At 36.8% G+C, this 9,083-nt stretch carries 8 protein-coding genes; all 8 read left to right on the forward strand.

Annotated features, from left to right (window positions below):
• Positions 1-13: 13 nt before the first annotated feature.
• Positions 14-1,126: a DegT/DnrJ/EryC1/StrS family aminotransferase gene (locus tag K6G87_RS05575; RefSeq protein ID WP_296834813.1), complete on the forward strand. Its 1,113-nt coding sequence runs from the start codon at positions 14-16 to the stop codon at positions 1,124-1,126.
• The gene (locus tag K6G87_RS05580) at positions 1,126-2,238 is read left to right on the forward strand and encodes a radical SAM protein (protein WP_296834815.1); all 1,113 of its coding nucleotides are present in this window, start codon (positions 1,126-1,128) and stop codon (positions 2,236-2,238) included. The genes K6G87_RS05575 and K6G87_RS05580 overlap by 1 nt, the downstream gene beginning before the upstream one ends.
• Positions 2,239-2,289: 51 nt before the next feature.
• Entirely contained in the window at positions 2,290-3,771 is a 1,482-nt protein-coding gene (locus tag K6G87_RS05585; RefSeq protein WP_296834817.1) for an aldehyde dehydrogenase family protein, read from the forward strand.
• Positions 3,768-4,949, forward strand: a complete 1,182-nt coding sequence (locus K6G87_RS05590; protein ID WP_296834818.1) for an ATP-grasp domain-containing protein — start codon at positions 3,768-3,770, stop codon at positions 4,947-4,949. The genes K6G87_RS05585 and K6G87_RS05590 overlap by 4 nt, the downstream gene beginning before the upstream one ends.
• A 102-nt stretch (positions 4,950-5,051) precedes the next feature.
• Positions 5,052-6,485, forward strand: a complete 1,434-nt coding sequence (locus K6G87_RS05595; protein ID WP_296834820.1) for a glycosyltransferase — start codon at positions 5,052-5,054, stop codon at positions 6,483-6,485.
• A 24-nt stretch (positions 6,486-6,509) separates the two neighbouring features.
• On the forward strand, positions 6,510-7,283 hold the full coding sequence (gene rfbF / locus K6G87_RS05600) for a glucose-1-phosphate cytidylyltransferase (protein WP_296834822.1): 774 nt from the start codon (positions 6,510-6,512) through the stop codon (positions 7,281-7,283).
• Between the two features lie 156 nt (positions 7,284-7,439).
• Positions 7,440-8,360: an NAD-dependent epimerase/dehydratase family protein gene (locus K6G87_RS05605; protein ID WP_296834824.1), complete on the forward strand. Its 921-nt coding sequence runs from the start codon at positions 7,440-7,442 to the stop codon at positions 8,358-8,360.
• Positions 8,361-8,428: 68 nt separating this feature from the next.
• A partial coding sequence (locus K6G87_RS05610) for a radical SAM/SPASM domain-containing protein (protein ID WP_296834826.1) occupies positions 8,429-9,083 on the forward strand: 655 nt, incomplete at its 3' end.

Genomic DNA, 9,083 nt, shown 5'->3' on the forward strand with positions numbered 1-9,083 from the left:
CTGAGGAAAGAATATGACAAATGAAAAAATATTTGTAACAAGGTCTTCGATGCCCCCTTACGAGGAATATATAGAAGCAATTAAACCATTATGGGAGTCGCACTGGCTTACCAATATGGGCAAGTACCATCAGGAACTGGAACATAAACTGGAAATGTATTTGGATGTTCCGAAGATTTCATTGACCGTCAACGGGCACATGGCGCTTGAATTAGCAATTCAAGCATTTGACTTTCCAGAAGGCAGCGAAATAATAACTACCCCATTCACCTTCGTGTCTACTACACATGCTATAGTCCGTAATCGTCTAGAGCCTGTCTTCTGTGATGTGAAAGAGTCGGACGGTACAATTGATGAAACTAAAATCGAAGATTTGATTACACCCAAAACGGTAGCGATAGTTCCTGTACATGTATATGGGAATCTCTGTAATGTCAATGCGATCCAGAAGATTGCTGACAAGTACAATCTTAAGGTTATCTATGATGCAGCTCACGCTTTCGGTGTGAAGTGCGATGGTGTTGGTATAGGAAATTATGGTGATGCATCTATTTACAGTTTTCACGCAACAAAAGTATTCAACACCATCGAAGGTGGCGCAGTTGTGTGCAAAGATGACAAAATGTACGCGCGGATGCATGACCTTAAGGACTTTGGTATTCGAACCGAAGAGGTTACAGCATCGGTCGGCGCAAATGGGAAGATGAGTGAGTTTAATGCCATCATGGGGCTTTGCAATTTGAAACATTTAACGGATGCTCTGAATGCGCGAAAAAAGGCCTTTAACAGATATGTTGGAGGTCTGAAGGATGTTAAAGGAATTAGAATTCCTGAACCTGCCATAGCAACAACTAGAAATTACGCTTATTTCCCTATATTTGTAGAAAGTGACTATGGACTTTGCAGAGATGAACTGCACAAGAGACTGGCAAATAATGATATCTTTGCGAGAAAATACTTTTATCCTCTGACGGCTGATCAGGCATGCTTTAAGAACCGTTACAAAAATGCAGATCTAAAAATCGCAAGAAAGCTATCAAGGCAGGTAATGGTGTTGCCATTGTATGAGGAGATAAAGACGGAACAGGTGGACGAAATCATATCAATTATCAAGGAGGTTAACTGATGTCACAAAAAATGAATATCGTCTCAAAACTACATCAACCGTTTGTGGTTGATAGAATAACAGGAGATGATTGGAACAGAGGACCACTTGTAGTTGAAATGGATACTACTGAAGCTTGTAATCTGGCATGCCCTGGATGTATCAGCGAGGATCTGGTTAGTAATGCCACGTCTTTTTCTGATGAGAGACTATTTGAAATTGGAAAAGAGATGTATGAGATTGGAGTCAAGGCGGTTGTGTTGATCGGTGGAGGAGAGCCTCTAGCTCATCCAAAAATTGGCAAGTTCATGGAATACCTGGGGGAGCATGATATTCATATTGGTATCACGACAAATGGTTATTTCATTCCGAGGTATTTGGAGACGATTGCAAACAGAGCATCGTGGACCAGGGTGTCAATGGATGCTGCAACACAAGAAACATTTGATAAACTTCGACCATCAAAGGATGGAAAATCAAAGTTTGATGCGATAGTGAAAGGAATGCGAGATCTTGCAAAGATAAAGAAAGGAAAACTTGGCTTTTCATATCTAATACGTACTGAAGCAGACGGCTTTGGAATTACATCGAATATTCATGAAATATACGATGCAGCACTCTTGGCAAGAGACATTGGCTGTGACTATTTTGAAGTGAAGCCAAGTTATGCATACGCAGGCGGAAGACCTCACGCTCTAGTCGTCCATAGTAAAGAAAGAATGAACGAGGCCAAAAAGCAAGTCGAGAAACTTAAAGATTTGGATACAGATAGCTTTAAGGTCATTACCGCAATTAACCTAGAAGACTCTCTTAATTGCGTACAGACATACCAAAACAAAGATTATCACTTCTGCCCAGCAGCACATTTAAGAACTTTGATTTGCCCGTCAGGTGTTTATGTATGCCCATATTGGAGAGGTAAAACTCCGTACAGAATAGGAGACGCTAAAACTCAGTCTCTTGAAGACATTTGGCATTCTGAAAAGAGAAAGAACATAATGAATCAATTGGATCCAGCAATCAAGTGTAATTTCCATTGCCTTAGAAATGAGACTAACAAAGAGGTAATCAGAATTCAGAAAACAAATGGAGAAGGTATCGATATTATTCCAGAATATGACAGATTTTTCTAATAAAGATAATGCCGGCAATATCGGAAATAAATTGAGTAATGAGGTTATGCAATGAATATTCAAAAAAGGATTGTCGAAAAAAAAATCGAAAAAAGAGCATATATCAACGGACGGTATGTAGATGCTATAGACAAAGAAATTATTCAAAAGACCTCCTCTATTGATGGAAGCGATTTGAGCGGTATTGCATCTTGTAAAAAAGAAGATGTGGATATTGCTGTCCAAGCGGCAAAAGAAGCCTTCGAATCAGGTATATGGAGTAAAACAACTCATGCGCATAGAAAAGAGGTACTACTCCATCTAGCCGCTCTGATGGAAAAAAATCGGGAAACGCTAGCGCTTCTCGATACCTATGAAACAGGCCGAGCATATAAAAATTATTACGAGGATTCTATACCAAAAGCGATAGAAGCACTTCGATATTTTGCAGAGAGTATCGACAAATATTATGATGTCTCCATTCCTTCGGATACTACAGAATTTGGAATAATAAAAAAAGTTCCATTAGGTGTGGTAGGACTTATTACCCCATGGAATGACCCCATGGTAGTATCAGCATGGAAATATGGTCCTGCACTTGCTATGGGAAATTCCGTCATTCTAAAGCCTGCAGAACAATCCTCTCTTTCGGCCATTTTCTTAGCAGGGCTAACAAAAGAAGCCGGAATACCAGACGGTGTGTTCAATGTAGTCCCTGGATATGGTGAAACAGCAGGTAAAGCACTTGCTCTTCATAAAGATGTGAGAGGAATTTTCTTCACCGGCTCTAGTGAGGTTGGAAAAAAAATAATGACGTACGCCGGTGAGTCTAACATGAAAAAGGTGGGTCTTGAATGTGGCGGTAAGGGGCCGTATATAGTAACGGAATCATGTAAGAATGTCAAAGAATCTGCTAAAGTGCTCTCTGATAATATGTTCTACAATCAAGGACAGATTTGCTCCGCCCCATCAAGGGTCATCGTGTCAGAGAATAAGTATGATGAATTCATGAAAGCTCTTAAGGTCGAATGTGAAAGATACGTTCCAGGAGATCCGTTTGATGATGAAAACAACGTGGGCTGTGTAGTAAGCCGCGAGCAATATAATAAAATCAAGAAATATATCGAAGAAGGAGTTAGTAGTGGCGCAGATGTCTATCAAGCTACAGGAGAGAAAAAACACCATAAAGATGCATGTTGTATAAAACCAACTATCATATCTGATATAGATGCAACCAGCAAACTTGCAAGGGAAGAAATCTTCGGGCCGGTAGTCGTAGTACTTAAAGCAAAATCAACCGAAGATGCGATTTCCATTGCAAATGACTCAAACTATGGACTTGCAGGAGCCATATGGACAGATGACTTAAATGAAGCATTTTATGTGGCAAATCGCGTCGAAGTAGGACTTCTCCATATCAACAGCTATGGAAATGATGATAATAGATCACCATTTGGCGGTGTAAAGGAATCTGGGTTGGGCAAAGACAAATCCATGTATGCCTTTGACGAATACAGCGACTTAAAATCTATATGGGTGCATATAAAAAAATGAAAAAAGTTTTAATTCCAAACGGAAGTTTTCACGATATACCATTAATAAAAAAAGCTAAAGAATACGGGTATTATGTGATTACATCTGGCACTGCGCCAGAAGGATTGGGACACAGATACGCTGACGAATATGTATATGGAGATTTTTCAATCCCAGACAAGATGTTGGAAATAGCTCAATCTAAGAACATTGATAAAGTATGTTCTAATTGTAATGATTTTGGGTACCTGTCTGCATGCTATGTTGCGGAAAAAATGCAACTAGGTGGTCACGAGCGATATGAAGATGCCTTAACTCTTCACCATAAAGATTTGTTCAAAAAATTATCAAAAAAATTAAAGATATCCTCCCCTGTAGCCATAGACTTTGATTGTGAAACTGATGCAAATAGATACCTATTGCAAGCACAATATCCAATTATTGTAAAACCTGTAGATTTGGGAGCTGGTCAAGGGATTCGGAGAGCTAATACACAGAGCGAAGGAAGATATGCCGTTAGAGATGCTTTTTATAAATCAAAGTGTAAAAAAATAGTTATCGAGCCTTTTATAACCGGAAGCAACCATAGCTTTAATGCTTTTTTAGTCAACGGAAAAGTTAGAGGCTATTACAGTGACAATGAGTATATGCACTATAGCAAATACCGTGTTTCTACTTCGGGTGGACCAGCAGATTTTATTGAAGATGTTGTTGATACACTTATTAGTGACACTGAAACTGTAGCTGAAGCTCTGTCCATAAAAGATGGATTGATGCACTCGCAGTACATTTTAGATAGAGAGCATAAACCACATATCCTTGAAATAACCAGACGGATGAGTGGAGATTGGTATCCATATCCCGAGATAAAAGCGACAGGAATTGATTGGGTTGATTATATATTCAGAACACAATGCGCTGATAATGTATCAGATTTTCCTAATAACATCAGACAAAAAGGATACACCGGCAGACATTGCCTGAATGGTCACAAAAAAGGAAAGATTAAAAACATCAGATTCGATTCTGATCTTGAAAAATATATTTACGATTCCGTGATGTGGTTAGGAAAAGGTTATGAAATAAAAAACACTGAAAAAGATTATCCCGGAATAATTTTTTTTGATTTTGATGACAGAGAAAAAATGATTTATATAGTTGAACATATAGATATGTTTGTCGAACTTATCTATGAATAATGTGAAGAAGTGGAAAATATACTAACATAACTTTTTTAATGACGAAGCTAGTAGAGTAGCAAATAATTGCTCATCATATGATAAGTAGGAAGGATCAATTTTATGAACTATAAGTTAAGTATATGTATCCCCTCATACAATAGAGGTAATTTAGCCGAAAAATTAGTAAATAACCTTTTACGTGTATTTAAAAATAAAAAATATATTGAAATTGTAATATCTAATAATGGTAGTGTTTCTAATACAGAAGGCTACAAAGCATTGAAAAATAAAAATAATGACAATCTATTATATAAAGAATTCGAAGAAAACAAGGGATTTGAAGAAAACTTAAGGACAGTTGTCAGTTATGCACGATCAAATTTGTGTCTAATACTTAGTGATGAAGATGAGTTGATTCCTGAAAACATTGATTATTATATAAACTTTTTTGACGAACATCCTTCTTTGGCCGTCATGTATTCAAAAGTTGAATCGCATCCTACCTATTCAGTGAATGAAAAGTTGTATTGGAAAAAAGGATACGAAGCAGCACATTGTTTCTATGTTGATGCATATATTTCTGGAATAATCTTTAATAAGCTTATTGTCACTGATGAATTGTTAACGAATATTTATTCAAAATGCAAAACTTATTATACATACCGGTATGTTCCCCAATTGTTTTGGATTGGAGAAGCAATTTTACGTGGCGATTTTGCGTATAATCCTATGATTGATTTGATACGAGTTGGAAAAAATATCCTTGAACGTGATCTGGATTGCAAAAATTTAGGAAATGGTTTTTCTGTTTCTCAGGTCATGCTCCCTGAATCATATATTAATAATTCACATGAGGTGATAAATTTTATATATGAAAGAGAAACAAATATTGATGTCAAGTTGTTGATGTTTCAACAATATTTAAAATATGCATTTTTATCGATAGATTGGTTGGATATTGCAGCAAAAGCATCCGGAACTGTGCTCAAAGATAGAATACCAATACTAACCAAAATTAAAGAATCTCTAGAGAGCGGTATTTCTGCTATCGTAAATAACGCTATAGATAGAAATATATATATTGATGTCATAAAATTTCAATACAATTATGTGCGATTTATTTATAACAGAGATTCTTACATAGACACATTGACTCATATGCCACCAGTAAATAGGCTGAAGGCGCTGTTTGAGCAAAAAGGAATTGCTTCAATAGCAATATACGGTGTAGGTGGCAATGCCGAGAGCACAGCAGTATTAATTTACAGACTAATCAAGAACCTTGTATCAGTTATTCTTGTCGATCGTGATGCGGGTAGATTTGATATAGATGCATCTAATCCAGGTAGGTTTCAACAGACCGATCAAGATTTTTATGAACTGACAGTAAATCCTCCAAGTGAGTTAAGCAAAAATACCGATTTAATTATCGTCGTTTGCGCCGGATATATTGAAGAAATAAAGGAATATTTGAAAGCATTTACATCAGCACCAATTTTATCCATAGTTGATCTATATGATATGTGTAATGGAACATTTAACTGCAATAATTAGAGTCTGATAGAAAATGGTGATTTCATGAAAGTAGTAATCTTGGCAGGCGGTAAGGGAACAAGAATATCAGAAGAATCACATTTACGTCCAAAACCCATGGTTGAAATAGGCGGCAAGCCTATTCTATGGCATATAATGAAAGGATACACTCATTATGGCTTTAATGACTTTGTGATTTGCGCTGGATATAAACAGGATATTATTAAGGAGTGGTTCGCTCAGTATTTTATTCACTTTTCAGATATAACGTTTGATTTCACAAAAGGGAATGAAATAACAGTTCATCAGGAGCATGTTGAACCGTGGAGAGTTACGATTGTTGATACTGGATTGGATACACAAACAGGTGGAAGAATAAAAAGAATTCAACCATATATTGGCGCTAATCCTTTTCTACTAACATATGGCGATGGTGTAGGTGATGTGGATATAAATAAAGTAATTAATTTCCATAAAGAACACCATAGATATGCTACTCTTTCGTTGTATAACTTTGGGCAGACAAAAGGTGTCCTCGAAAGAAACCTTGATGGATCAATATCCTCATTTCGCGAAAAATCAACTTTTGATGGCAGTCTTATTAATATTGGTTTTATGGTACTTGAACATCAGGTATTCGATTACATTAGAGGTGATTGGGAGCAATTTGAAGGTGATCCCTTAACAAAATTGGTTCATGATAGCCAATTAGATGGTTATGTTCATCAAGGTTTTTGGCAATGCATGGATACAATGAATGAGCGTCAAAAGTTGGAGGATCTGTGGAATTCCGGGACGGCTCCCTGGAAAGTATGGTAATGACAAATTTACATTATATTTCTTTAAACTCTAAATCTTTTTCATGCTGTGATTATAGAAAATATGAGTTGAAATAAATAATCCTTATGGATTCTTTGATCAAAAAGCGAAGAATCCATTGACCAGTACGATGATGAAACCGCACGAGGTGAATATATGATGAAAAATGCGATAGTTACAGGAGCGACTGGCTTCATAGGTAGCTGGCTTGCATTGGAGTTACTGAATGCTGGGTGGGGTGTAACGATAATAGTAAGAGATGTGAATAAAATCTTGCCTGAAATATTAGATAATGTGAATTGCTTAGTTATACAGGGGGATTTGAACACTATGAAGATGGAGAAAATTCCATCTCGTGCATATGATGTTTTCTTTAACCTTTGTTGGTCAGGGGTTTCCCCAGAAAAAAAAGATGACATTGGTTTACAAATATCTAATATAACCATGGCTCTAAATGCATTAACTCTATGCAAAGAAGTTGGTTGCAAATTGTTTATTTCTACAGGGACTGTTGCTGAGTATGCTATGACAACAAATGTAATGGATTTAGGAGCAAAACAACAGCCTAATGATATGTACGGAGCGGCCAAGGTATCCACACATTATTTTTTAGATGTTCAATCTAGAAAGCTAAAACAATCATTCATTTGGTGCGTAATTCCCAGTACATTTGGAGAACGGCGGATTGATAACAATATTATAACTTATACAATTCGAAGCTTATTAAAAAAAGAAATTCCAAGCTATGGAAAACTTGAACAAATGTGGGATTTCTTATATGTTTCCGACGTGGTTCGCGCATTAAGAATGATAGGTGAAAGAGGAATATGTGGAAAAGTATATGGCATTGGTTCTGGGCAATATAAACCATTATTTGAATACATAAAAACGATAAGAGATATTATTAATCCAGAACTCAAACTGGGTATTGGAGAAAGAATTGACTTGAGTGAAAAAGCATTTAGTTCATGCGTAAATATATATGATCTGATTAGAGATACAGGATTTAAGCCTTGCGTTAGTTTCGAAGAAGGTATTAGAAACACAATTAGATATTGGGAAAAAGAAATGCTTTGATTCTTTGAAAAACTGTTATAAATATGCAGACATATATGCCTAGAACATAAAAAAGAGGTCGATGAATTATGCGATTATGTAAAAGAGCAAAAGACTTTGTTCAGATTATAAACGAAGATGGCGCAGTGAGACTATGCTCATGGTTGCATGATGGAGGGATTATCGGACATCTTACAAAGAATTCTCTGGATGAAATCTATCATAGTGCAGAAGCAGAACTAATCCGTGATATGCATGCTAAAGGAGATCACTCAAACTGCAATCCCAATCAGTGTCCATGGGTTGCCAACAATAATGTGTCTGAAAACGAGATTGAAATCGATGAGATTCCCAAGTATCCTGAATCTCTATACCTCGCTTACGAGAATGTCTGCAACTATCGTTGCATCATGTGTGACATTCCAAATTGCATGGCAAGAGCAGATGCGAAGGTTAATGAGGAAAAATATAACAAGATTGATGAAGAGCTCCGCAAGGCTCTGCCTTATGTAAAGCATATCAGCGCAAATGGCTTAGGTGAATTGTTTGTAAGCCGTCATACTTTAAAACTGCTTTCAGAGTGGAAACCGTTAGCGGATTCCTCGGAAGTATCGGTCACATTGGAAACGAATGGTTCACTGTTTACTCCGGAGAATTGGGAGCAGATATCGAACCTTGGACAGTATCATCTGTCAGTATGCATAACAGTTCTGAGTTTTAAGAATGATGTGTATCAGAAGCTAT

Source organism: Butyrivibrio sp., assembly GCF_024699075.1.